A 21,546-nucleotide genomic window follows, 5' to 3' on the forward strand; every position below is an offset into this window, starting at 1 on the left:
TAAACAGTTTACCGCGGATTTCTATTGATATGGCTGAACAATTAACATTATGTGAAGTTTTAAAACAAATTGATGAAGAGAGTGAGCAGTCTTCTGCTGTTAGTATTGATGATTTGGTGGCCCATTTTCAAAGTCGCGGTTTTGGGCCGTTGATTATGTTTCCGGCGTTAATTGCGGGTTTACCCACCGGTGCCTTTCCCGGGGTGCCTAGTTTGTGTGGTCTTAGTGTGGCTTTAATTTCGATGCAATTAATCTGGGGAAAAACACATCCGTGGTTGCCAAGAAAAATAGCTGATATGGAGCTTGATAGTCAGCGAATTCAGAAAATTGTTCCTAAAGCCTTGCCTTGGGCCAAGCGAGTGGATTATCTGATAAAGCCAAGGTTAAAGGTGTTGACCACTGATAAGGCACAACGGATTATCGCAGTGATAACCACTTTACTGGGTTTGAGTATGGTGCCGTTGGAGCTGGTGCCTTTGGGAGCCGGTATTCCTGCTTGGGTATTGGTAATTATGGCGCTGGGTTTTACCGGCCGGGATGGTTTATTAATCCTGTTGAGTTTGCTGGTGGCGTTGGTTGGGTTTATCTGGGTAATTTTTTGAGCCGGTTTTACCGGCTTGTTGGCTGTCGGGTTGATTATGGGTCTCATCATCAACCAATAATCCGCGAGAAGACGCCCTTTTAAGCCATTGCTCACGCGCAAATTTTTGCATATTTTGCACTTGATCCACCTCATCCATAATCTCTAAGCCCAACAGTGTTTCCACCAAATCTTCCAAAGACACCAGACCACGGGTATCACCATATTCATCGACCACCAGTGCAATGTGCTGGCGCTCGTTAAGTAAAGATTCCAATAACAGTGGCAAACTGGTGTCTTCGATGACGCACAATAAATCACGTTTTAAATCTTTGAGTTGTTTGTTGTCTTCTTTGGCTTGTGCCATGAGCACATCATTTTTAAGTACGAAAGCAGTGATGTCATCAACAGTTTTGCTGTAAACAGGCAATCTGGAAACATTGGTGTTGATAACGTCTTCAAACACATCTTCAACCCATTCATTTTCGTCAAAGCTAACAATAACGCGGCGAGGCGTCATGATGTCTTTGGCTTTCAGGGTATTGAGTCGAAACAGGTTATCAATAATCCTTGATTCATGCTCGTTGATGTGACCGGTTCGATGACCCAATCCGGCCATGGCTAAAAACTCATCGCGGTTAAAAATATGGTGTTGCTTACCCCTTGATATCAGACGCGTGACCTGTTCGGATAACCAGATAAAGGGATACAAAATTTTAATTAAAAAGGCGACAAAAAAAGCGGTGGGATTGGCCAGCGACTTCCAATAAACAGCACCGATGGTTTTGGGAATGATTTCTGAGAAGAATAGAATCATGAAGGTCATAATCGCTGAAAATAGACCAATCCACTGGTTTCCAAACACATAAGTGGCTTTCGCACCGGCAACAATGGCGCCCACTGTATGTGCGATGGTGTTTAACGTCAAAATGGCTGCCAAAGACCGATCAATTTGAACGAATCGCAAACGCCGAATACGTTGTGCTTTGGCGGGATCTTCCTGGTTGAGGTTTTCAATATATGAAGGTGTTATACTCAGTAAAACAGCCTCCGCAATGGAGCATAAGAAAGAGAAAAACAGCGCGCCAAAAACGTAAATTAACAGTAATAACATACAGGGTTGTTAAATGATGAGTAAATAAAATATAGGCATTGGCCAATAATAACAATGGTTATTTTAAACAAATATTAGTTAAATGCTTATTTATAGGTTTGTCAGTGTTGGCTTTAACTGTTTGGCATCGGGGTTTATAATGCAGATTTATGTCGGTTTCTTCATGAATGCAACTCAGTTCCAACAAGTAATTGATTACTTCAAAGGTTTACAGGATGACATTTGTCAGCAGCTCAGTGCTGTGGATAATCAGCAGCCTTTTCGTGAAGATCAATGGCAGCACACAAATGGCGGTGGCGGGCGAACCCGCATTTTAAATGGTCAAGTTTTTGAACAAGCCGGGGTGAATTTTTCTCATGTAAAAGGTGACGCTTTACCGGTTGCGGCCACCGCCAAACGCCCGGAAATGGCCGGTCAGGGTTTTGAGGCTTCGGGCGTTTCTTTGGTGGTACACCCCGACAATCCTTTTATCCCAACATCACATGCCAACGTCCGGGTTTTTCGAACCATTCCAAAATCGCCAGACGACAAAGATTTTTGGTGGTTTGGCGGTGGTTTTGATTTGACGCCTTATTACCCGTTTGATGCAGATATTAAGCACTGGCATCAAGTGGCTTATGAAGCCTGCCGACCTTTTGGTAAGAATGTTTATCCACGGTTTAAGGCGTGGTGTGATGATTATTTTTACCTCAAACATCGGGGTGAAACCCGTGGTGTGGGTGGTTTATTTTTCGATGATTTGAATGATTGGGGTTTTGACAAATCCTTTGCTTTTATTCAGGCAGTTGGAGAGGCTTACACCCAAGCCTATATTCCCATTGTGAAAAAACGTCAATCCATGTTCTGGGATAATGGCCATAAGCAATTTCAAAAATACCGCCGTGGTCGTTATGTGGAGTTTAATTTGGTGTATGACCGTGGTACTTTATTTGGACTGCAATCCGGCGGTCGAACCGAGTCCATTCTCATGTCGCTACCTCCGGAAGTTTCTTATCGCTACAATTACCAACCTCAAGCCGGTAGCCAGGAAGCTAAGCTACAAGAATATCTAAAGCCACGAGATTGGTTGTCTAAATAGTTCAAAGATACCTGTCAGAACATTGAAAAGCATTTAATTCTCAAGCGGGGATGTTAAAATTGATTTTTTTAATTTGGATGACTAATGGATTTTGAAACTTTATCCATGGGTGAGTATGCTGAGCGTGCTTATTTGGACTATTCCATGTATGTGGTCTTGGATCGGGCTTTGCCCTTTATTGGTGATGGTTTAAAGCCGGTTCAACGACGCATCGTCTATGCCATGAGCGAGCTGGGTTTATCGGCGCAATCTAAACACAAAAAATCGGCGCGTACCATTGGTGATGTCATCGGTAAATTCCACCCTCATGGTGACTCTGCTTGTTATGAAGCCATGGTACACATGGCACAGGACTTTTCATACCGCTATCCTTTGATTGATGGTCAGGGTAATTTTGGTTCGCCGGATGATCCAAAGTCTTTTGCTGCCATGCGTTACACAGAATCGAGACTAACCGCATACGCCAAAACACTGCTGGCTGAATTGCCACATGGCACGGTGGAGTGGGGGCCTAACTTTGATGGCACCATGGATGAGCCTATATGGTTACCGGCGCGTTTGCCGAATGTATTACTGAACGGTGCTGCCGGTATTGCGGTGGGAATGGCCACCGATATCCCGCCCCATAACCTCACTGAAGTGGCCAATGCCACTTTGCATTTATTGGAAAACCCAAATGCTGAAGTGGCTGATTTATGTGAATTTATCACAGCGCCGGATTATCCCACCAATGCGGAAATTATTACGCCCCGTGCAGATATTATCCAAGCCTATGAAACCGGTCACGGCAGTATTCGTATGCGGGCTATCTATGAGCGAGAAGGCAACGACATAATTGTTTCTGCGTTACCGCATCAAGCATCAGGCAGTAAAATTTTGGATCAAATTGCCAGCCAAATGCGCGCCAAAAAATTACCCATGGTGAGTGATTTACGTGATGAGTCCGATCATCAGAACCGGGTGCGTTTGGTTATCACCGGTCGTTCTAATCGCATTGATTTTGATGCCTTGATGTTGCATTTATTTGCCACCACGGATTTGGAAAAAACCTACAAGCTTAATCTCAATATGATTGGCCTGGATCAACGTCCTGAGGTAAAAAACTTAAAGGATATCATTAAGGAATGGCTGCGATTCAGAACGGAAACGGTGCGTCGTCGTTTACAACATCGTTTAGATAAAGTTGATGCCCGGTTACATATTTTAGACGGCTTATTGATTGCTTACTTGAATCTTGACGAAGTGATTCGCATTATTCGTGAAGAAGATGAACCTAAACAGGCATTAATGACGGCATTTAAATTGAGTGAGATTCAAGCCGATGCCATTTTAGACACCCGTCTGCGCAATTTAGCCCGTTTGGAAGAAATGAAAATCCGCACTGAGCAAATTGAATTACAAGCCGAAAAAGTGGATTTGGAAAGCACCTTAAAATCACGGGCTAAAATGAAAACCCTGATTAAGCAGGAAATCACTGAGGACCGTGATTTATATGGCGATGAGCGGCAGTCCATATTAGCTGAGCGAGATGCCGCTGAAGTGTTCGATGAAACCAAATTAGTGCCAAGCGAACCGATGACGGTTATTTTATCTAAAGCGGGTTGGATCAGAGCGGCCAAAGGTCATGAAGTCGATCCGGTGACCATGGCTTATAAATCCGGTGATGCTTATTTGGATCATAGTTATGGTCGCAGCCAACATAATTCGGTGTTCTTGAATAATGCCGGACGATCGTTCACTTTGGCCACCCACACGTTACCTTCAGCCCGTGGGCAAGGTGAACCATTGGCCACTAAATTTACATTTAAAAATAATGCATTGCCTGTCGCGGTCAGTTGTTTCCCGCCAAAAGCGGCGATACTGATGGCTTCCACCGCCGGTTATGGTTACCACGGCCAGATGGAAAATCTGTACAGTAAAATGAAAGCCGGTAAACTGGTGCTAACTGTTCCTAAAGGTTTTGCTGCCTTAAAACCGCGTAGAATCCGTAAAATGGCTGACGCCCATGTGGTGTGTGTCACCAATGCCGGTTATATGCTGGTGTTCCCATTGGCTGAATTGCCTGAATTAGCTAAAGGCAAAGGCAATAAGATGATTAATATTCCGGGTAAACGTCTTAAAGATGGTGAGGAATATTTAATGGCGACCCTGGTGATCACACCCGAAGAGTCTTTTTTGGTGCACGCCGGACAACGTTATATTCGCTTTAAATGGAAAGATTTGCCTAACTATCTCGGCAAACGGGCACACCGTGGTCAAGTGTTACCGCAAGGTTTTAGAAACGTAGATCGTCTTGAACTGGAAACCGAATAACATAATGCGTTGGCTCATCTTTTTAATATGGATGAGCCATGTCACAACATTATGGGCCATTAGCACCGTGCCAAGTTTAATGGACTGTGATGATATGATTTTTGTGGATGGTTTTGTATCTGAATCTTGGCCGTCGAATGGCAGCGGCGGGCCGGTCAATACCGGCTTTCGTTCGATATACATTAACAGTCAATTGGGCAATCGAACTTTTTATTATCACATCCCCTCAAGCTACCAAAGCGGACATGCTATGCCCATCATGTTTTTATTTCATGGTGCTGGTGGTGCTGGAACAGCACCTGCTGGGGCTAAATATAGCCGAGATATGTGGCTTAACGAGTCTCAAGCCAGTGGTTTTATAATTGTGGCACAGGTTGCTACAGGTTCTCAGGGTGGCTGGATACAGAGTAATATGGTGCCTATATTGATAAAGATCTTAGATGATATGGAAGCCCGATATAACATTGAAAAGCGCCGTATTTATGCCTGGGGTTACTCAGCCGGAGGTAATGTGTTACATGAGTTGGCTTTATACAATGCCGGTGAATTTGCCGGCTATGCAATCAGTGGTGCAGATTTAAGCCATGCGATTAGTGGTGGGGTTTATCCATCCACGGCTTCGCGCAAGTTGCCGGTGGTGTTGTCTGTTGGCCAAAGCGACCCACGTTACCCCAGTGTGGTTAATGATTATAATTTGTTTCAACAGCATGGTTGGCAAGCGGGTTATAATGTTTGGTTCGATGTTTATTCCGGTGGCCATCACTATTTTCCAAGCGAACCGGCTGCTGTTTGGGATAAACTGTGCATCTCAACACACATAGACTGATATGACTGAACAAAAACAACTAACCATTGGCTGGAAAGAGTGGGGCGCTTTACCTGAGTTGGGTATTGATCATATTCACATGAAAACCGATACCGGCGCAAAAACCAGTGCCATTCATACCGTAGATTATGCATTGTATGAAAAACACAATGAAGAATGGGTGCGGTTTGTGGTGGCGCCGATTCAAGATGATGATGACACCACCGTTGAGTGTCACTTACCGGTACAAGATAAACGCACAGTCACCAATTCCGGTGGTATTAAAAGCCACCGTATCGTGGTGGAAACGCTGTTACAAATCGGCAACAGCCAACGTCGCATTGAATTGACTTTGGCTTGTCGCAGAAAAATGAAGTTTCGTATGCTTTTGGGTCGTCAGGCAATGTCTGATATATTGGTTAAGCCCGATAAAGCACATCTTATTAAATCAAAACCATTAAGTTAATCGACGTCTTTTAAAACTTTTTGGCATGATTTATGATTAATTTAAATTCTTATAAACCGGCATACTTATGAAAATTGCTTTACTATCGCGCAATGCGCGTCTTTATTCCTCTCGCCGTCTGGTTGAGGCTGCTCAAAAACGTGGTCATGAAGTACGGGTGGTGGACGCCTTGCGTTGTTATATGAATATTTCCTCTAATAAACCGGTGCTGCATTACCGCGGTGAGGATTTGTTGGATTTTGATGCCGTCATTCCACGCATTGGCGCGTCTATTACTTTTTACGGAACAGCCGTACTTCGTCAGTTCGAAATGATGGGTGTTTATCCACTGAACGAAAGTGTGGCCGTCACTCGATCGCGTGACAAATTACGTTCACTACAGTTGTTATCTCGTAAGGGTATTGGTATGCCAATCACCGGATTTGCTAACTCACCCGATGATATTCCTGACCTGATTAAAATGGTTGGCGGCGCGCCTTTGGTGATTAAATTATTAGAAGGCACTCAAGGTATTGGCGTGGTATTGGCCGAGACGAAACAAGCCGCAGAGAGCGTTATTGAGGCTTTTTTGGGATTAAACGCCAACATCATGGTCCAAGAGTTTATTAAAGAAGCCGGTGGTGCTGATATTCGCTGTTTTGTGGTAGGTGGTAAAGTGGTGGCAGCCATGAAACGCCAAGGCGCTGATGGTGAATTCCGCTCTAATTTACACCGTGGCGGCAGCGCTTCGCTGATTAAATTACGACCTGAAGAACGGCAAACGGCGGTTCGTGCGGCTAAAATTATGGGGCTCAATGTGGCCGGCGTGGATTTATTGCGTGCGGAACGCGGTCCGGTGGTGATGGAGGTTAATTCATCACCCGGTTTAGAGGGCATTGAACGCGCCACAGGCAAAGATGTGGCTAACTTAATCATTGAATTTATTGAAAATACGGCGAAACGACACCGAACCCGAACCAAGGGCAGTAAGGGTTAATTTCTTAACCCACACCTCGTTCATTGTAGGAGTTGTGAATATCCTCCTGTGCAAATTGATTGAAAAAAAAGGCTTAAAAAGTTACAATAATTAGTTAATTCATATATGTAGCGCGCTATGAAAATTATTACTGTTCCGGTGGCCAAACGTAAAGAATGTCATTATTTATTGGAGACAGCCTTTCAGTTGGCTGATGACTTAGATGCCAATGTATCAGGTCTTCATGTCAGACCGCATCGTGAGGAATCCATTGGTGGTGACTACGGTATCATCAGTCCAATCGCCATGAATAACATGTCTCAATGGTACAAAGCTGATTTAGATGATGAATTAGAGAGTCAGGCCGCAGCTGAGTTATTTAAAGAATACAGTGATAAACATGATTTTACGTTCAAAAAGAGCGCGGCTAAAGACATGGAACAGTCTTCTTTATGGAACGAAATGGTGGGGGATCCGCAAAGCGTATTTTCTGTTGCCGGTCCTGTGAGTGATATAGTTTTGGTGTCACGACCGAAGAAAAAAAGTAGCGGCCAGGCCAAACAGTTTTTATCAGCCGCTTTATTTAACACCGGTCGGCCAGTGTTAATGTTGCCTCAGAAAAAACTGACAAGTGTCGGTAAACGGGTACTGATTGCCTGGAACCAGCAGGATTCAGTGATGCAAACCATCATCAGTTCAATGGCTTTATTAAAAGAAGCAGATCAAGTCACCATTTTAAGTGCCGGGCCGGATAATCGCGCCAGACCAAAAACCAAACATCTCCAAGATTATCTAAAGGTTTGGGGAATCGACAGTGACGTAAAATTCACCAAAGGAATTAAAGTCCACGATGAAATTATCGACACCTACACAGCCACAGGCTCTGATTTGTTGCTCATGGGTGCTTATTCCCGCGGCCGCTTCACCGAGTGGTTTATGGGTGGTTTCACCAAATACATGCTCACTGACAGCACCATACCCACCCTGATGCAACATAGCTAATCAGGTCTCGTCAATAAAGACAGCCAAAGACGCCCGGCCCGGGCGTCTTTTTTTCATTCAGCCATTTTCTAAATATCGGATCGTAGCGACAAGGCATGCCTTGTCGTTGCTAAAATTGAGAATTTATAAAGTGAATCCGTGACAGGTAGTTTTTCTCTGGTCTGAAAGATGGGTGCCCGGGTCACCAAAAGCAGGGCCCCTTAGGGCAGCCCGAGCACGTCGCGGTGGTTTGAGATAAAGACGCCGGAATTGGGCGTCAATTCTTGGTTTATTTCGCCAGTTTCAGCCAGGTTTCGACCACGGTATCGGGATTTAATGACACGCTTTCGATGCCTTCGTCCATCAGCCATTGGGCTAAATCAGGGTGGTCTGAGGGGCCCTGGCCGCAGATGCCGATGTATTTGCCGCGTTTTTTACAGGCTTGGATGGCCATGGACAGCATTTTCTTAACCGCCGGATCGCGTTCGTCAAATAAATGCGCAATCACCCCTGAATCACGATCAAGCCCCAAAGTTAATTGGGTCATGTCGTTGGAGCCAATGGAAAAGCCGTCAAAAATATCTAAAAATTCATCGGCTAACAAGGCATTGGAGGGTAATTCACACATCATAATAATTTTTAAGCCATTTTCACCCTGTTTCAGGCCGAATTTGGCCATTAAATCGACCACAGCCTGTCCTTCTTCCACGGTTCTGACAAACGGTACCATGGCCCAAACATTGGTCAGTCCCATCTCATCACGGATGTATTTTAAGGCTTCACATTCCATTTCAAAACAATCCACAAAGGAATTATCTAAATAGCGTGAGGCACCTCGAAAACCAAGCATCGGATTTTCTTCATCAGGTTCATAAGCGCTGCCACCGATGAGGTTGGCATACTCATTGGATTTAAAATCTGAGAGGCGCACAATGACGGGTTTGGGGTTAAAGGCAGCCGCTAAGGTGGACACCCCTTCGGCCAGACGCTTAACAAAGTATTCGCGCGGTGAGTTATAGGCCGCAACCATGGGATCGGTGATGGCTTTAACGTCTTCCGGTTGATTGTCATAATCTAACAACACTTTCGGGTGGATGCCGATCATGCGGTTAATGATAAATTCTAAGCGCGCTAAGCCAATACCAAAGCCCGGTAAATTCTGAAAATCAAAAGCCCGATCCGGATTACCGATGTTCATCATGATTTTTAAGGGGGCTTCGGGCATGTTGGCTAAGTCAGTGGTTTTTATCTCAAAATCTAATAAGCCTTCATAGATATAACCGGTATCTCCTTCACTGCAAGAAACTGTCACCTCTTGGCCATGCTTTATTTTTTTTGTGGCATCACCACAACCCACAATTGCCGGAATGCCCAGTTCACGGGCAATAATGGCGGCATGACAGGTGCGGCCGCCACGGTTGGTGACAATGGCGGCGGCTTTTTTCATGATGGGTTCCCAATCCGGGTCAGTCATGTCTGTCACCAAAACATCACCTTCAATGACGTCATGCATCTGATCGATGCCTTTGATGACTTTAGCGGTGCCTTGGCCAATCTTTTGACCAATACTGCGGCCTTCAGCCACCACCTTGCTTTTTTCATTGAGCTGGTAACGCTCGATTTTTTGACCAGCAGATTCGCGTGATTTAACCGTTTCCGGTCTGGCTTGAACAATGTAGAGCTGACCATTTTTACCGTCTTTGGCCCATTCAATGTCCATGGGTCGTTGGTAATGTTGCTCAATCATCATGGCTTGTTGTGCCAATTGTTGTGCTTCGGAGTCTGTGATTGAAAATTGTTGTTGACGGTCGTCGTCAACCGGATCAGTACGTACGCCGGTATCACCATAGGTCATGGTGATGGCTTTGGTACCTAAGTTTCGACGTAAAATAGCGGGTTTGTTCGCTTTTATACCGGGTTTATAAACATAAAATTCATCGGGGTTGACCGCACCCTGAACCACCATTTCACCCAGTCCGTAGGATGAGGTAATAAACACCACATCATTAAAGCCGGATTCGGTGTCCATGGTGAACATCACACCGCTGGCGGCTAAATCAGAACGCACCATTTGTTGGATGCCCGCTGACAAGGCCACATCATCATGGTTAAAGCCATGATGCACGCGGTATGAAATGGCACGGTCATTATAAAGGGAAGCAAACACTTCATGAGTTTTAGCCAGCACATCATCGATACCGGTAACATTTAAAAACGTTTCTTGTTGGCCGGCAAAAGAAGCATCCGGTAGATCTTCGGCGGTGGCTGATGAACGTACGGCGACACTAAAGCCATCACCCAGTTCTTGCTGCATGGCTTGATAAGCCTCCGTAATGGCCTGTTGTAATTTGGGCTGGAACGGGGTTTCCATAATCCATGCACGGATATCCTTACCGGCACTTTGTAATGCCGTTAAATCATCGGTATCCAAATCATTTAATCGCTGATTAATTTTTGTACCTAAGCCTGATTCATTCAAAAAATCCCAAAAGGCTTTTGCGGTGGTGGCAAAACCACCGGGTACTTGTACCCCTAAAGCCGTTAAATGGGTTATCATTTCACCCAAAGAGGCATTTTTACCGCCTACTTTATCCAAATCCGCTAAGGTGAGCTGATCCAGTCTAATGATGTAATCTGACATGAAGTTTCCGTTGTGCATAAAAATGGTATATTCTATATGACGCGACCATTAAGCGAAATGGATAACCCTTGAATTTAACGAATTTGACTCAAAAACTGCCAAATATATGAATGAAACCATCCCACAAAAAACCTGCGCCATATTTTATGTCTCTGACGGCACGGCGATTACAGCAGAAACCGTTGGCCAAAGTTTAATCACGCAATTCCCCCAAAATATTCAGTTTATCCAAAAACGTATCCCATTTGTGGATAATGAGGCCAAAGCCCATTTGGCTGCTGATATGATTAGACAAGCCAAGGCAGACTTCCAGCCGTTGGTTATAAATACTGTGGTGGATATCAATTTACGGAAAATCATTCATGCAGCTGGTGGTTTAAAACTCGACCCTTTTAATCAACTATTAAGGCAAATTGAAGAAAACTTAGGTATTGAGCGAAGTCCGGGTGTCGGTCGGGCTCACGGTATGTATGACAGCCATTCTTATAATGCCCGTATTGATGCCACTAATTTTGCATTAGCCCATGATGATGGCATGAATCTTAATTTGGAACAGGCGGAAGTCATTTTGTTGGGTGTGTCGCGATCAGGTAAAACCCCCACATGTTTATATTTAGCGCTTCATTACGGTATAAAAGCGGCCAACTACCCAATTACAGATGAGGACTTGGAAAAAATGCAACTACCTAAAGCCGTGGTAAAGCATAAAGATAAATTATTTGGTTTGACCATTGATTCACATCGTTTATCACAAATTCGGAACAGAAGACGACCCGATTCACGTTATGCCAACATTAAAAAATGCCAAAAAGAAATTTCTGATGCTGAAGCCCTATATCACAGATACCGGATTCCTTTTTTAAACACCACATTAACCTCCATTGAAGAAATTTCCGGCAAAATTTTGTTGGAGCTTAATCTCAATAAACGGATGTTTTAATGCAAAGGCCTCTATTAAATAGTCGTTATTGGCGTTACCAACTCTGGGCGCAAAATCAACATATAGGTTTGCAGGACTGGCATGAAGATAATTTTCGCTTGTTAATGCGGTTATTGCCACAACGGTTACAACCGGGTGTGGTTTATGTGTCTCAACCTAATAACCAACCAACCCTTCAAGTAACCCGTACTGAAGAATTTAAATACACATCAGAATTACATCTGAGTTTGCTGTTTGAAGATGAGTCATCGGACACCATGGTGGTACGGATTTATCATGACATGCACTTAGCTGAATTATGGCAAGCCCATGAGTTCGATCGTTTATTTCAACAGCTGGGTGGTCGTGCTGATTGTCGCTTAAAAGCGCAACGACGGTATAGTTTAAATTGTTTTTTCAATAAATGGTTAAGGCATGTTATGACAAAAGGTTATATGGGATCACCGTGGCAAATGAGTGACCATTTGCATGGGTATAACCCATCGCAATTAGAAAAGAATCATGGATAAACACGCCTTTTACCAACTATCCGTTCAATGCGTTGAAGCCGAAATTGATTTTGTCTCCGAAACTTTTCAGCAACTACGTGGCCGCGATGGCGTGACATTGAGAGAAGATTTTTGCGGTACGGCACAAACCAGCTGTGAGTGGGTTGAGCGTGACATGGCGCATATCAGTTATGCTGTTGATTTTGATCCGCTGGTTTTGCAATGGGGTGAGCAAAATAATGTAAAACGATTAACAACAGAACAACAACAACGCATCAAACTACTTAATTCTGACGTGTTAACCGTGAAAACCCCGCCGATGGACATGATATTGGCGATGAATTTCAGTTATTTTATATTTATGAGTCGTGTTGAAATGCGGCATTATTTTGAAGCAGTTTATCAGTCATTAGTAAGCGATGGTGTGTTTTTTTTGGATGCTTTTGGTGGTTATGAAGCGGCCAAAGAATTGACCGAAGAGCGAGAATGTGACGGTTTTACTTATATATGGGATCAAGCCTATTTTAATCCAATTACTTCAGAAATGCAGTGTTATATCCATTTTGTCACTGATGAAGGTATTCGTATGGATCGGGCTTTTTCATACTATTGGCGATTATGGACCTTGCCGGAAATTACTGAATTGTTAACAGAAGCGGGCTTTCAACAGGTAGATGTTTATTGGGAAGGTACCGATGAAGACAGCGGGGAGGGTAATAATATCTACACCCCTACTCGGCAAGGTACGGCTGATGCTGGTTGGATTTGTTATATTGTGGCGCAAAGATAATCAGCTTAGGATTTCTTTGCTGATAGGGATTTAATGTCGCTGCGCAAGGCATCTTTTTTCGATAAATTCATTTCGATGGTGCGCTTTAAAATGGCAAAACTATCCATGTCAATTTGGGTCCATTCAGCCCCAAATGAATCGTCGCGAACGTGAACTGCACGAATGTTCATGATAATAGAGGGTGAGTTTTCTAAAGGGATTTGTAAGCGAAATATATCGCCCATTTTAACAACATAATCATCAGGACATGCCAATAGAACGCCTTTCAGGGATATGTCATGGATATGCGATTGCCAACAGGATACGCCTGAGTATAACGTCACTTCTTTTGATAAAGCAATGCGGGTGAATTGACGTTTTTCTGAATAATCAGTCATTATGCTGAAGTAGGTGGTTACTTAAAATCGGCTATTGTACTGGTATTAAGCCCAAAGTTTTAGACAATTCTTGTTCGATATATATCTGTTAGATATTAAAGGTAGTTATTAATGAAAACTGTGACGAAGTTAGAAAATCTAATCAGTTAACAGCTTAGTTAAAGCAACATAATCTTTAGGGTCAGCCGGTATTAATTGTTCAGCGTTAAGCTCGGTTAAAATCAGATAGGCTTCGTCACTGTTGGTAATTTCGTTTAAGGCATTGATCACCGATGATTTTATGTCTGAGTTGACGGTTGGCGACACTAAAAATATTTGTCCCGGGAATGGTTCGCTTTCTTTTAAGACCATCAAATTAGGGTATAGCCGATAAAGGTATTCGGGAATAATGGCTGCTTCAGCTTCTCCTGAAAACACTTGGTTTATGACATCTTTCCATGACAAGGCAGTCACTACTTTTTGCGGTTGAATGAATAAATCCGTAAACCATTGGTCATACAGTAAAGAACCAATGTTAGGGCTGGGAAAGGTGATAACACGTTTACCGACCAGCTGTTTGTTAATGTCTTCGTTGGCGACGAGATTCTGGTTGGTGACTAAATAATAACGCTGATCTGCGGCAACTCGCAGAATGGGTTCATAATTTTTCTCAGTGATTCGGTATGCGGCCACATGAGGGGCATCTAAGGTAAAATCCGGGTTGTCTAATTGTGCATCACGCCAGTAGAAATAATAATTGTCCGAAGAATTTATCTGTACATTGTATCCGGTTTTTTTAGCCAACCAATCCGCCAAAGGTTGATAGACAAACTCCGCTTGTTGTGGCGGATAAATGGCTTCTACCGTCAAATCGATTGTTTGGCTTAGACCTTGAAAAGAGCACAATATAAGGATCAAGGTCATGATACTTTGTTTTGTTTTTGACATGCAAATGCTCCAAGCAGACCAATAGATAGCAATTATATTACCATATTTGATACATTCAGTCTTTTAAATCGGGCTTAACAGCGATATTTTTTACAATTTGCGCAGTCAGCTGATTATCAATTTCAATGGCCGGTGAGCACAATTGACCCTTGATGTCATTGATTGTGACTTGTCCGCCATTTTTATAGTTATCCTGTTGATTAAGTTGTATTAGTGCTAACTGTTTTTTGTTGCGACCAATAAAATGTAAGCGAGCGATGATTTCTTGTCCCGGATAGCAACCTTTTTGGTATTCAATCAATTGATGCTGGTCTAAAGAAAGGTGTTGTGGAATAAATTGCTCGCTGCTTTCTTTGGTAATCCATGGCAAGTTGGAGCGGAAGAATATTTGCCAAAAGTTGCTACTGCTGAGTGGCTTATGATCGGGTGACGCTGATAGCGTTATGTCTTTTACAAAATCATTATCGATGTCAGTAACCACAGGTGTGTAATTGTTGGCGTCTGTTAATTTCACATCCATACGAAAACGGCGCATATTGATGTATTGCTTAAATTCTTCTGACAGTGATTTATCAATAGCCATGAAAATTATTTCATCGTGTTGCCACATCAGTAAGCTAAATATGATTCGTCCTTTGGGGTTACATATCGCTGAATAGTGTGGTTGTTTTGAGTTGTGTTCAAAATTGTTAATAATTTGGTTATTGATAAAAACCAAGGCGTCTTTACCGGTTAACTGCATCACCGACAGTTGTTGCTCTAAAGAATACATGATTGACATTTTTTTGACTTTAATAAGTGGATAATAAGGCTTGTTATTTTAACAAAGACGAAGCTGACTTATCAGTTAGTTTGTGGTTTTGTCTGATGATTGAGGACTGACGCAAATGAACGGTCACTGTTATTTGCTGTTTGGTGATGTTATAATTTCGTTTTGTTAATTCATTGAATCAATGACCACTAACATGACACACAAAGAAACACCTAAACCCAATCGTAAAGACAACAAAAGTGCTTCGACCCAAGAGTCGGATAAAGACATCTATCCTAAGGAGTTCGGTGGTCGTAAACAGGGTTTGGAACCCACACGTTACGGTGATTGGGAAAAAAATGGTCGTTGTATTGACTTTTAAGTCGGTACAATTTACTTGTAATATAATTAATTAATTTAACACAGGAATACTCATGAGTAGCTCAAACCGACCTTTGTCACCCCATCTACAGGTGTACAAATTTCCGTTGACTGTTAAAACGTCAATCCTTCACCGCATCACCGGCATGTTGTTGGCTTTTGGTTTGGTGATTTTCGTCTATTGGTTGTATGCCCTGGCAACAGATGTGGCAGCCGCAGATCAACTGCGCAGCTGGTTACTGTCGGTGCCGGGACAAATCCTTGTTTATCTGTGGCTGTACACTTTTTTCTATCATTTTTGTAATGGTATTCGACACTTGTTTTGGGATGTTGGTAAAGGCTTTAGCAACGAACAGGCCCGACGTTCTGCGATGGTGGTGTTAATTGTTCCATTGTTACTGACAATCGGGACATACGTTTTGGCGCAATAAGGAGAAGATAATGAGATACCAAACAGATTTAGCCAAAGCCAAAGGCCATGGCAGTGCGCAAAGCGGCTTTTCCCACTGGTGGTTGCAACGGATGTCAGCAGTGCTCTTGCTGCCCACCGGTGTCTATGTCTTATGGCAGTTTTTATCACTGGACAGTTTGGCAGCCGTTCAGCTTGTGCAATGGATTCAACACCCTGTCAACGCCGGAATATTACTGATATTTGTGCTGGCTGCCGCTTACCATGGTGCTTTGGGATTACAGGTCATTATTGAAGACTATGTACCCAATAAAGCCTTGTTATTGACACTGAGAACCTTAGTCTACGGGACTTTGGTGGGTCTAATTTATTTCAGCTGTTATGCTGTTTTTAAACTTTTATTCGGATAAATAATGTCACAAGCTTATAAAATTACAGAACATAAATTTGATGCCGTTGTAGTGGGTGCCGGTGGTGCCGGTTTACGTGCCACCATGGGTTTAGCCACCAAAGGTTTGGCAACAGCCTGTATCACCAAAGTATTCCCGACCCGATCGCATACCGTGGCTGCACAAGGCGGCATGAGTGCCTCGTTGGGTAACATGGGTGAGGATGATTGGCGTTGGCATATGTACGACACCATTAAAGGTTCTGATTGGCTGGGTGATCAGGATGCCATTGAGTACATGTGTCGTGAAGCCGTACCTTCAGTGATCGAATTAGAACATTATGGAGTGCCGTTTTCGCGTACGGAAGATGGGAAAATTTATCAGCGTCCTTTTGGCGGAATGACCACCAACTACGGCGAAGGTACAGCGCAACGGACTTGTGCGGCAGCAGATAGAACCGGTCATGCCATTTTGCATACCTTGTATCAGCAATCTTTAAAACATGACGCCTCATTTTTCATTGAATATTTCGCCATTGATTTGGTGATGGAAAATGGCGAGTGTAAAGGCGTTTTGGCCTGGAATTTAGCCGATGGTACCTTACACTTATTCCGCGGTAAATCGGTTATATTGGCCACCGGAGGATATGGCCGTGCTTATTTTTCTTGTACTTCTGCCCACACCTGTACCGGTGATGGTAATGCCATGGTTCAGCGTGCCGGCTTACCTTTACAAGATATGGAGTTTGTACAATTTCATCCAACAGGTATTTATGGTGCCGGCTGTTTAATTACAGAAGGTGTGCGTGGTGAAGGTGGTTTCTTAACCAACTCAGAAGGCGAACGATTTATGGAGCGTTATGCACCCAATGCCAAGGACTTGGCTTCTCGTGACGTGGTCTCCAGATCCATGACCATCGAAATTCGAGAAGGCCGTGGAGTAGGTCCCAACAAAGATCACATTAACTTACATTTAGATCACTTGGGTGCCGATGTGATTCACAGTCGGTTACCCGGGATTGCAGATTCCGCTGAAATATTTGCCGGTGTCGATGTCGATAAAGAACCGATTCCGGTGTTACCTACCGTTCACTATAACATGGGCGGTATTCCAACCAATTATCATGGTGAAGTTGTGCACAAAGTAGACGGCAACCCCGATAAGGTTGTGCCAGGCTTGTTTGCCATTGGTGAAGCCGCTTGTGTGTCAGTTCATGGCGCTAACCGTCTGGGTTCTAATTCTTTATTAGATTTGATTGTATTTGGTCGAGCCGTGGCAAACCGCTGTGCGGAAATCGTTAAGCCCGGTGAGTCACACAGTGAATTACCCAAAGACGCTTTAGATCAATCGCTCGCTGATTTTGATAAAGTGCGACATGCTAAAGGCTCCATTAAAACTGCAGATTTGCGCTTAGAAATGCAGAAAGTGATGCAGAATAATGCGGCTGTGTTTAGAACTGAAGAAGTTTTAAAAGAAGGTTGTGAAAAAATAATGGCCACAGCCGCAAAAATTAATGATATCCATGTGTCTGATCGATCCATGATTTGGAACAGTGATTTGGTTGAGTCTTTGGAATTGCGTAATTTAATGAGTCAGGCCGTGGTGACCATGTTCTCTGCTGAGAACCGGAAAGAATCTCGTGGAGCTCATGCCCGTGAGGATTTTCCTGATCGTAATGATGATGAGTGGATGAAGCATACTTTGGTTTATATGGATGCCGATCATAAGGTTAATTTTGACTACCGTCCGGTGCATATGCACACGCTCACAGATGAGTGTGAAGTCATTGCTCCCCAAAAACGTGTTTATTAGAGGTTTATCATGGCTGAGTTTAGTTTACCTAAAAATTCTAAAATAAATAAAGGCACACATTTTCCGTTATCTGGTAAAAGTGATGATGTCAGTACCTTTAAAATTTACCGTTGGTCACCGGATGATGGCGATAATCCGCGAACCGACACCTATGAGCTTGATTTAAATGATTGTGGTCCAATGGTGCTTGATGCCCTCATAAAAATTAAGGATGAAGTGGATTCAACCTTAACCTTCAGGCGCTCTTGTCGAGAAGGTATTTGTGGTTCTTGTGCCATGAATATTAATGGCACCAATACCCTGGCTTGTACCACTTCGATTAAAAAACTGAAAGGTAAGGAGGTGTCTATATATCCACTGCCACATTTGGAAGTGGTGAAAGATTTGGTGCCTGATTTGAATCATTTTTATGCACAATACGCATCCATTAAACCGTGGTTACAAACTGACTCGGTACCCTTACCGGATAAAGAACGCTTGCAATCAATAGAAGACCGAGAAAAATTAGACGGTTTATACGAATGTATTATGTGTGCCTGTTGCTCCACTTCATGTCCAAGTTATTGGTGGAATGGCGATCGCTACTTAGGACCTGCTATTTTGTTATCTGCTTATCGTTGGTTAGCTGATTCACGGGATGAGCATACCGGCGAGCGATTAGATGATTTAGAGGATCCTTTTAAGTTATACCGATGTCATACCATTATGAATTGTACCAATACCTGCCCGAAAGGACTCAACCCGGGTAAAGCCATTGGTGAAATTAAGAAAATGATTGCCAAGCGACACGCTTTGTAATGATGCCCAATCAAGCGAATTTCGATCGCATTGGTTATTTTCGTTGGCGGTGTCGACGGGGTATGAAGGAACTTGATTTTGTACTAAATGGGTTTTTAGATAAGTGTTGGGATGGTTTGAGTCAGCAGGACAAACAGTTGTTAGATGATATCTTGGAACAACAGGATATGCGTCTATGGTACTGGTTTAGTGGTCGCGAACAACCCGAAGACCCGCAGATCAAGTCATTGGTGAGTCGTATTTGTGAAGCCGGTTACCATCAAAAGTCATAACATCATTGATGGACTCTGGTTTAGTCAGTTTATATTGGCTGTTATTTTTATTTCGGCATGGTTTTTAGTGCCTTTACCATGGTCTTTATTAACCCTGGCACTTATTTTAGCTATTCGCATTAATCATCGACAAATTTTAAATAATCAGACTCATTCGCTGATGGTCAATGCACAAAGGCAATGGTTTAAGGTTGTGGCGGATCGGCTTATGCAATGCCGGTTAAATGGCTATTGGCACATATCGCAATTTCTATGGTTAAGATTAACATCCGAACAAGGTGTACAATATTGTTTAATCATAAAGTCGCATGTTGGTGGCAGTCGCTATGCGCAACTATTAATGGCAATTACGCAAGATGAACAACAAGCAGAGTAAACGATATACAGTTAAAGTTGGGGACGTGTTGGTTGGTTCTGACCACCCGGTGGTGGTGCAATCAATGACCAACACAGATACCGCGGATGCCAAGTCAACCGCACAACAAATTTATGAGTTGCACCAGGCCGGTTCCCAAATTGTTCGTATTACTGTCAATAATGAACCTTCCGCTGCAGCGGTGCCTGAAATTATTGATCGTTTAGCGGCAGCGCATTGTCATGTGCCGGTGGTGGGTGATTTTCATTATAATGGCCATCGCTTATTACAGGCGTATCCTGAGTGTGCTGAAAAGTTAGCTAAATTCCGAATTAACCCGGGTAATGTGGGTTTTGGTCGAAATAAGGATCAGCAATTTGCTGAGATTATTGCCATCGCTAAGCAGTTAGATAAGCCAGTTAGGATTGGTGGCAATTGGGGTAGTCTGGATCAAAAACTCATGGCTAAAATGATGGATGACAATGCCCGTCAAGCTGAACCTTTAGATAGTCAGTCCTTAATTGAAAAAGCCCTGATTGAATCAGTTCTGACAAGCGCGCAACAAGCCGAAGAATTGGGTTTGGCAGCAGATAAAATCATTGTCAGCTGTAAAGTCAGCAGTGTGCAATCATTGATTCGTATTTATCAACAGCTGCAGGACATGTGTCTTTATCCCTTGCATTTAGGTCTCACCGAAGCCGGCATGGGTCACAAAGGCGTGGTGGCATCTACTGCTGCCTTATCGGTATTACTGCAACAAGGCATTGGTGATACCATTCGGGTGTCGTTAACGCCGGAACCGGGTCAGGCGCGTACTGATGAAGTGAAAATCGCGCAGCAAATTTTACAAAGTCTGGATTTACAATCTTTTAAGCCCGAAGTCACTGCCTGTCCCGGCTGTGGGCGAACCACCAGCGAGTTTTTCCAAGTGCTGGCACAACAAGTCAGTCAGTACATGGATAAAAAAATGCCTGAGTGGCGATTAACCCATCCCGGTGTCAAAGACATGAATGTGGCGGTTATGGGCTGTATTGTTAATGGTCCGGGCGAATCCAAACACGCCGATATAGGTATTTCCTTGCCCGGCACCGGCGAAGCACCGACAGCGCCGGTATTTATTCGTGGCCAAAAAACCCACACCCTCAAAGGTGATAATATCGGTCAACAATTTATCGATTTGCTGGAAGAATTTGTGGAAAACCATTATTAAGGAATATCGAGTAATGATGGTCAAAAACCTGCAGTTGTGAAAGTCTCTAAATTTTTTTGTATCCGCAGGTCTAAAATCTATTAAAGAGTTGCAATGAAAGAAGTTGAAAAATTAATCCATGATAATATAGAAGTGCCTTTTTTATGTGAGGTTGCGGGAGAGGATTCTGGTGAATTAATTGTGAATACGAAAACAGAGATTTTAGAACCAGCCAGCAGTAGTACTATTAACGCTATGGAAGATAAGTTGGGTAAATTTTCTGTAGAATTTACTACATTCTATAAGAAGTTCGGAGGAATAAGCTTTCATGAGCAACCAGAAGCTTTTGCAGCATCGCTTTATATTCATCCTTATGAAAAATGGGAAAAATTGTATGGTGAGTTGATGGATTGGTTCGATTTAATTGATGAAGATGAATTAGAAAATTCTGGAATAGATTGGATAAATAATTGTGTGGTGTTTGCTGAAATTCCTTCGTCGGGTAACTATTTTGTAATGCCATTAACTGGTAGTAATGCCGGTAAAATTATCTACCAAGATCATGATGGCTTGGAATCTAATGTTTACGCTGAATCGTTTTTTGAGTTTCTCACTAAATTCCTTTCTGCTCCTGTAGCTGAGATAGAATATTTTGGATGTTATACCCGATATTCTGATGGTAAAACTGATAAACAATGGATACCAGTCAAAATAGTTTAGACTTAGCAGGTCTGC

The 21,546-nt window shown here is 43.1% G+C and carries 24 protein-coding genes; 19 read left to right on the plus strand and 5 right to left on the minus strand.

The genetic code is table 11. The features are described 5' to 3' along the window. Positions 1 to 29: 29 nt before the first annotated feature. The gene (locus OS173_RS11660) at positions 30 to 602 is read left to right on the plus strand and encodes an exopolysaccharide biosynthesis protein (protein ID WP_267184468.1); all 573 of its coding nucleotides are present in this window, start codon (positions 30 to 32) and stop codon (positions 600 to 602) included. Here OS173_RS11660 and OS173_RS11665 read toward each other — a convergent pair. Beyond that, positions 546 to 1,694 carry a CNNM domain-containing protein gene (locus tag OS173_RS11665; protein ID WP_267184469.1) on the minus strand — a complete coding sequence of 383 codons (1,149 nt, stop codon included), beginning with the start codon at positions 1,692 to 1,694 and terminating at the stop codon, positions 546 to 548. The genes OS173_RS11660 and OS173_RS11665 overlap by 57 nt on opposite strands. A 163-nt stretch (positions 1,695 to 1,857) precedes the next feature. On the opposite strand from OS173_RS11665, the gene hemF reads away from it, so the two are divergent. From hemF to OS173_RS11695, 6 genes are all read left to right on the plus strand, one after another. Beyond that, entirely contained in the window at positions 1,858 to 2,772 is a 915-nt protein-coding gene (gene hemF / locus OS173_RS11670; protein ID WP_267184470.1) for an oxygen-dependent coproporphyrinogen oxidase, read from the plus strand. An 84-nt stretch (positions 2,773 to 2,856) separates the two neighbouring features. After that, a complete protein-coding gene (gene parC, locus OS173_RS11675; RefSeq protein ID WP_267184471.1) occupies positions 2,857 to 5,085 on the plus strand; it encodes a DNA topoisomerase IV subunit A in 2,229 nt (742 codons plus the stop codon). 31 nt (positions 5,086 to 5,116) lie between these two features. After that, positions 5,117 to 5,911: a hypothetical protein gene (locus OS173_RS11680; RefSeq protein WP_267184472.1), complete on the plus strand. Its 795-nt coding sequence runs from the start codon at positions 5,117 to 5,119 to the stop codon at positions 5,909 to 5,911. Position 5,912: 1 nt separating this feature from the next. Then, entirely contained in the window at positions 5,913 to 6,356 is a 444-nt protein-coding gene (locus OS173_RS11685) for an ATP-dependent zinc protease family protein (RefSeq protein ID WP_267184473.1), read from the plus strand. 67 nt (positions 6,357 to 6,423) lie between these two features. Further along, positions 6,424 to 7,332, plus strand: coding sequence for a 30S ribosomal protein S6--L-glutamate ligase (gene rimK / locus OS173_RS11690; RefSeq protein ID WP_267184474.1), 909 nt, complete (start codon positions 6,424 to 6,426; stop codon positions 7,330 to 7,332). A 117-nt stretch (positions 7,333 to 7,449) separates the two neighbouring features. Beyond that, positions 7,450 to 8,313: a universal stress protein gene (locus tag OS173_RS11695; protein WP_267184475.1), complete on the plus strand. Its 864-nt coding sequence runs from the start codon at positions 7,450 to 7,452 to the stop codon at positions 8,311 to 8,313. 268 nt (positions 8,314 to 8,581) lie between these two features. On the opposite strand, the gene ppsA is transcribed toward OS173_RS11695, so the two are convergent. Beyond that, positions 8,582 to 10,933: a phosphoenolpyruvate synthase gene (gene ppsA / locus OS173_RS11700; protein ID WP_267184476.1), complete on the minus strand. Its 2,352-nt coding sequence runs from the start codon at positions 10,931 to 10,933 to the stop codon at positions 8,582 to 8,584. Between the two features lie 106 nt (positions 10,934 to 11,039). On the opposite strand from ppsA, the gene ppsR reads away from it, so the two are divergent. The 3 genes from ppsR to OS173_RS11715 are packed head-to-tail and all read left to right on the plus strand — an operon-like array spanning position 11,040 to position 13,151. Next, positions 11,040 to 11,873, plus strand: a complete 834-nt coding sequence (gene ppsR, locus OS173_RS11705) for a posphoenolpyruvate synthetase regulatory kinase/phosphorylase PpsR (RefSeq protein WP_267184477.1) — start codon at positions 11,040 to 11,042, stop codon at positions 11,871 to 11,873. Next, complete coding sequence (locus OS173_RS11710) at positions 11,873 to 12,382, plus strand: DUF1249 domain-containing protein (RefSeq protein WP_267184478.1); 510 nt, start codon at positions 11,873 to 11,875, stop codon at positions 12,380 to 12,382. The genes ppsR and OS173_RS11710 overlap by 1 nt, the downstream gene beginning before the upstream one ends. Then, positions 12,375 to 13,151 carry a hypothetical protein gene (locus OS173_RS11715; RefSeq protein WP_267184479.1) on the plus strand — a complete coding sequence of 259 codons (777 nt, stop codon included), beginning with the start codon at positions 12,375 to 12,377 and terminating at the stop codon, positions 13,149 to 13,151. The genes OS173_RS11710 and OS173_RS11715 overlap by 8 nt, the downstream gene beginning before the upstream one ends. A gap of 5 nt (positions 13,152 to 13,156) precedes the next feature. Here OS173_RS11715 and OS173_RS11720 read toward each other — a convergent pair whose 3' ends face one another. The 3 genes from OS173_RS11720 to ygfZ all read right to left on the minus strand — a co-directional run bounded on the left by OS173_RS11720 (position 13,157) and on the right by ygfZ (position 15,236). Continuing rightward, positions 13,157 to 13,528 carry a PilZ domain-containing protein gene (locus OS173_RS11720; RefSeq protein ID WP_267184480.1) on the minus strand — a complete coding sequence of 124 codons (372 nt, stop codon included), beginning with the start codon at positions 13,526 to 13,528 and terminating at the stop codon, positions 13,157 to 13,159. 138 nt (positions 13,529 to 13,666) lie between these two features. Next, the gene (locus OS173_RS11725; protein WP_267184481.1) at positions 13,667 to 14,455 is read right to left on the minus strand and encodes a phosphate/phosphite/phosphonate ABC transporter substrate-binding protein; all 789 of its coding nucleotides are present in this window, start codon (positions 14,453 to 14,455) and stop codon (positions 13,667 to 13,669) included. Positions 14,456 to 14,510: 55 nt separating this feature from the next. Beyond that, positions 14,511 to 15,236, minus strand: a complete 726-nt coding sequence (gene ygfZ / locus OS173_RS11730; protein WP_267184482.1) for a CAF17-like 4Fe-4S cluster assembly/insertion protein YgfZ — start codon at positions 15,234 to 15,236, stop codon at positions 14,511 to 14,513. Between the two features lie 172 nt (positions 15,237 to 15,408). Between ygfZ and OS173_RS11735 the strand changes: the two genes are divergently transcribed. The 9 genes from OS173_RS11735 to OS173_RS11775 all read left to right on the plus strand — a co-directional run bounded on the left by OS173_RS11735 (position 15,409) and on the right by OS173_RS11775 (position 21,531). Further along, entirely contained in the window at positions 15,409 to 15,588 is a 180-nt protein-coding gene (locus tag OS173_RS11735; RefSeq protein WP_267184483.1) for a DUF1674 domain-containing protein, read from the plus strand. A gap of 52 nt (positions 15,589 to 15,640) precedes the next feature. Beyond that, complete coding sequence (gene sdhC, locus OS173_RS11740) at positions 15,641 to 16,018, plus strand: succinate dehydrogenase, cytochrome b556 subunit (RefSeq protein WP_267184484.1); 378 nt, start codon at positions 15,641 to 15,643, stop codon at positions 16,016 to 16,018. A gap of 10 nt (positions 16,019 to 16,028) precedes the next feature. After that, positions 16,029 to 16,406, plus strand: a complete 378-nt coding sequence (gene sdhD, locus OS173_RS11745; protein ID WP_267184485.1) for a succinate dehydrogenase, hydrophobic membrane anchor protein — start codon at positions 16,029 to 16,031, stop codon at positions 16,404 to 16,406. Between the two features lie 3 nt (positions 16,407 to 16,409). Continuing rightward, on the plus strand, positions 16,410 to 18,197 hold the full coding sequence (sdhA, locus tag OS173_RS11750) for a succinate dehydrogenase flavoprotein subunit (RefSeq protein WP_267184486.1): 1,788 nt from the start codon (positions 16,410 to 16,412) through the stop codon (positions 18,195 to 18,197). Positions 18,198 to 18,206: 9 nt separating this feature from the next. Continuing rightward, positions 18,207 to 18,995, plus strand: a complete 789-nt coding sequence (locus OS173_RS11755; protein ID WP_267184487.1) for a succinate dehydrogenase iron-sulfur subunit — start codon at positions 18,207 to 18,209, stop codon at positions 18,993 to 18,995. Continuing rightward, positions 18,995 to 19,267, plus strand: a complete 273-nt coding sequence (locus OS173_RS11760) for an FAD assembly factor SdhE (RefSeq protein WP_267184488.1) — start codon at positions 18,995 to 18,997, stop codon at positions 19,265 to 19,267. The genes OS173_RS11755 and OS173_RS11760 overlap by 1 nt, the downstream gene beginning before the upstream one ends. Continuing rightward, on the plus strand, positions 19,239 to 19,643 hold the full coding sequence (locus OS173_RS11765; protein WP_267184489.1) for a hypothetical protein: 405 nt from the start codon (positions 19,239 to 19,241) through the stop codon (positions 19,641 to 19,643). The genes OS173_RS11760 and OS173_RS11765 overlap by 29 nt, the downstream gene beginning before the upstream one ends. Further along, positions 19,624 to 20,832: a flavodoxin-dependent (E)-4-hydroxy-3-methylbut-2-enyl-diphosphate synthase gene (gene ispG, locus OS173_RS11770; RefSeq protein ID WP_267184490.1), complete on the plus strand. Its 1,209-nt coding sequence runs from the start codon at positions 19,624 to 19,626 to the stop codon at positions 20,830 to 20,832. Before OS173_RS11765 ends, ispG begins: the two co-directional genes overlap by 20 nt. A 93-nt stretch (positions 20,833 to 20,925) precedes the next feature. Beyond that, positions 20,926 to 21,531, plus strand: a complete 606-nt coding sequence (locus tag OS173_RS11775; RefSeq protein WP_267184491.1) for an SMI1/KNR4 family protein — start codon at positions 20,926 to 20,928, stop codon at positions 21,529 to 21,531. Positions 21,532 to 21,546 lie beyond the last annotated feature (15 nt).

This window comes from Marinicella gelatinilytica (assembly GCF_026410405.1).
Classification (GTDB): Bacteria; Pseudomonadota; Gammaproteobacteria; order Xanthomonadales; family Marinicellaceae; genus Marinicella; species Marinicella gelatinilytica.

Bases quoted from the DNA above. Each gene is read 5' to 3' on its own strand.
- OS173_RS11665 (WP_267184469.1), bottom strand. From the start codon at position 1,694: ATGTTATTACTGTTAATTTACGTTTTTGGCGCGCTGTTTTTCTCTTTC.
- sdhA (WP_267184486.1), top strand. From the start codon at position 16,410: ATGTCACAAGCTTATAAAATTACAGAACATAAATTTGATGCCGTTGTA.
- OS173_RS11660 (WP_267184468.1), top strand. From the start codon at position 30: ATGGCTGAACAATTAACATTATGTGAAGTTTTAAAACAAATTGATGAA.
- OS173_RS11710 (WP_267184478.1), top strand. From the start codon at position 11,873: ATGCAAAGGCCTCTATTAAATAGTCGTTATTGGCGTTACCAACTCTGG.
- OS173_RS11735 (WP_267184483.1), top strand. From the start codon at position 15,409: ATGACCACTAACATGACACACAAAGAAACACCTAAACCCAATCGTAAA.
- hemF (WP_267184470.1), top strand. From the start codon at position 1,858: ATGAATGCAACTCAGTTCCAACAAGTAATTGATTACTTCAAAGGTTTA.
- OS173_RS11680 (WP_267184472.1), top strand. From the start codon at position 5,117: ATGAGCCATGTCACAACATTATGGGCCATTAGCACCGTGCCAAGTTTA.
- OS173_RS11725 (WP_267184481.1), bottom strand. From the start codon at position 14,455: ATGTCAAAAACAAAACAAAGTATCATGACCTTGATCCTTATATTGTGC.
- OS173_RS11695 (WP_267184475.1), top strand. From the start codon at position 7,450: ATGAAAATTATTACTGTTCCGGTGGCCAAACGTAAAGAATGTCATTAT.
- OS173_RS11720 (WP_267184480.1), bottom strand. From the start codon at position 13,528: ATGACTGATTATTCAGAAAAACGTCAATTCACCCGCATTGCTTTATCA.
- OS173_RS11760 (WP_267184488.1), top strand. From the start codon at position 18,995: ATGATGCCCAATCAAGCGAATTTCGATCGCATTGGTTATTTTCGTTGG.
- OS173_RS11685 (WP_267184473.1), top strand. From the start codon at position 5,913: ATGACTGAACAAAAACAACTAACCATTGGCTGGAAAGAGTGGGGCGCT.
- sdhC (WP_267184484.1), top strand. From the start codon at position 15,641: ATGAGTAGCTCAAACCGACCTTTGTCACCCCATCTACAGGTGTACAAA.
- sdhD (WP_267184485.1), top strand. From the start codon at position 16,029: ATGAGATACCAAACAGATTTAGCCAAAGCCAAAGGCCATGGCAGTGCG.
- OS173_RS11755 (WP_267184487.1), top strand. From the start codon at position 18,207: ATGGCTGAGTTTAGTTTACCTAAAAATTCTAAAATAAATAAAGGCACA.
- rimK (WP_267184474.1), top strand. From the start codon at position 6,424: ATGAAAATTGCTTTACTATCGCGCAATGCGCGTCTTTATTCCTCTCGC.
- ppsR (WP_267184477.1), top strand. From the start codon at position 11,040: ATGAATGAAACCATCCCACAAAAAACCTGCGCCATATTTTATGTCTCT.
- ygfZ (WP_267184482.1), bottom strand. From the start codon at position 15,236: ATGTCAATCATGTATTCTTTAGAGCAACAACTGTCGGTGATGCAGTTA.
- OS173_RS11715 (WP_267184479.1), top strand. From the start codon at position 12,375: ATGGATAAACACGCCTTTTACCAACTATCCGTTCAATGCGTTGAAGCC.
- OS173_RS11775 (WP_267184491.1), top strand. From the start codon at position 20,926: ATGAAAGAAGTTGAAAAATTAATCCATGATAATATAGAAGTGCCTTTT.
- ppsA (WP_267184476.1), bottom strand. From the start codon at position 10,933: ATGTCAGATTACATCATTAGACTGGATCAGCTCACCTTAGCGGATTTG.
- ispG (WP_267184490.1), top strand. From the start codon at position 19,624: ATGAACAACAAGCAGAGTAAACGATATACAGTTAAAGTTGGGGACGTG.
- parC (WP_267184471.1), top strand. From the start codon at position 2,857: ATGGATTTTGAAACTTTATCCATGGGTGAGTATGCTGAGCGTGCTTAT.